At 50.5% G+C, this 2155-nt stretch carries 2 protein-coding genes; both read right to left on the bottom strand.

Annotated features, from left to right (window positions below; genetic code table 11):
• Positions 1-750: DUF3945 domain-containing protein (locus tag ACYVK4_RS25305; RefSeq protein ID WP_461130365.1), on the bottom strand; the 750-nt coding region annotated here is incomplete at its 3' end.
• Between the two features lie 133 nt (positions 751-883).
• Positions 884-2155: hypothetical protein (locus tag ACYVK4_RS25300; protein ID WP_461130364.1), on the bottom strand; the 1272-nt coding region annotated here is incomplete at its 5' end.

Raw genomic sequence — 2155 nt, 5'->3', positions numbered from 1 at the left:
CGATAATACGTATTTAGCGTTATCGGCCTGCGGGATGACCAACACTTCGACCCCATTCGGGTGAGCTTGCGTTGTTTGCCTTATTCCCTTCCCGGCGAAACGCAAACTATCCAGTAATGGCGTAGCCGAAGTAGACCGTTCAACAGCTTGTGAGGTGACCAGCTGCCGAGTTTTTGGAATCTGTTCTAGCTTGGGCGGCTTGATGCGTTCAAACTTAAACCCTCTCTTCGAGGCTGCCAGACGAACAAAGGCCGAAAACGTCTGGTCATCTTTTTTCATGTTATTGATGCGAATAGAGTATCCTTCCCGTAACCGCTCTTTGGCCGACGGATCAATGGGTACGCCCAGCAACTTATCCGGTATCGGAAATTTATCGGTGTTGATCACCGTCATTTTTTGCGTTTCCGGATTAATCCCGATGATCCCCCGAAAAGGTTCACCAGAGGTTGGGTCGATGAGTTGAACGGCGCGCCCCATATCCCCGTACCGCTGGAGATTTTCTTTATCACCGGGGCTGAATTGGTGGCCCAGGTAGTTATCTCTCAGTTGTAGCCGCGCCTGCACATGCATTACGTTGATGGATAAACCCCGCGTTGGATGATTAATTACGCTGAGTTTGGCGGCGTCGCCATCCTTTAACGGAATGATGTTGGTTTGTTTACCGTCCAATAGTTTTTTTATCTCAAGGCCGACCGGTGCGGAAACTAAATTCGACGATAAATCTAGGTGAGCCGCTAGAACGGGACGCATCTGTTCTATTGTATAGCGTTTACCTATTAACGTAGATACATCAATTGGAGGAGTATTTTCGACGGTGCTATCCATTCATTTAATATTTTGTATATAACGTGAAATTACAAGCTCACTCGTTTATAATAGCTTATTATACACGTTTCCTACCGTATCCTGCTTTTGGCGTGGCAATCGGTTCCGTCGGTTTCGTATTTTTATCCGTCTTGGCGACGGGCTCATGCTGGCGGGCGGGGCTTGGCGGGGTAGCCGTACGCGCGGGCGTTCTACCCTCCGACAACGACGAAAATTTTTGATCAGCTCGTTTAATTTCCTCTGCTGTCGCGGTTTTTTTGGGCGGCAATACTACCCCGGCCTGTTCCTTTCGATAATCCAGAATTTCCATTTTAGCCTGCGCTCTTGGACTTTTCAATTCCTGGCCTTGGGGAATACGGTTTAAGGGCCTCCATTCTACCGGTGAGTCACTCGCCTTATTGACCCGAATCATATCCTGATAGGTTAGTGCGCCCGCTGGCTTGCGAACGACCTGGCCATTTTCATCCTTTGCCGATACGACTGTTTTCTTCCATTGTTCGTCGGCCGCCTGACGAACAACCTGTTTGGGCGTTAAATCAGCGGGTTGTGGCGCATTTCGTTGCGTATCTCGTTTTTCCTGCAGGGCGTTGAGAGCCGCCTGGTTGACAGGCGTAAATTTCAACCCTCGTTTATGGGCGGCCACCTGCACGTCGGCGGTAAAGGGCTTGCCATCCAGACCCGTCATGTTTTTTACCCGGATGACTCCGTGGTTTTTCAGCGTCTGTTGCTGTTTGTCCGTAATGGGCACGTTCCGAAGAACGGTTGGTGGTACGAATCGTTCTTGCCGAAAGACAGTCAGCCGATTGGTCTGGGGATCATAGCCCACCAATCCCATAAACTGTTGGTTGGTCTCTTTATCCGTCAACGGGACGGGGCGGCCTAATTCACCGGTTCGTTGCAGACGGATGTGGTCTTCATGCGTGAGCTGGTAACCCAAAAAGCGGGGAGCCGGCGTTCGTTCAAGTTGCCGTGGAATCAATTCAACGCGTGGTCCTTTTCCCGGATCGTCATAGACAAACAAACGGCCCTGAACCGGGGTAGTAGTCCCGTTGCTATCCGTTTGATTCAGGGTTAGGCTGGATGTACGCCGGGCATTTAATAGTTCGCGCATATCCTCCGGCGATAAGCTTTCCTTGCGAATGCCCAGCGGTTTAAGCTGCATTTCCAGCTGCTCCCAAGTGAAGCGGTTTCCGGTTTCCAGCGGACGCGGGTTAACGGGTTTTTCGACCCTGTTTATACTGTTATAATCTGTAGAAGCCATGGTGTCGGTATTGATTACAATCGTTAAGAGTGTCGGCGAACCGTGGGTTGTTTTGGTCGATCCGCCGGT

It is taken from the genome of Spirosoma aerophilum (assembly GCF_054782495.1).
Note: the sequence above shows the minus strand (reverse complement) of the source record. Positions and strands in the feature narration are given on the sequence as shown.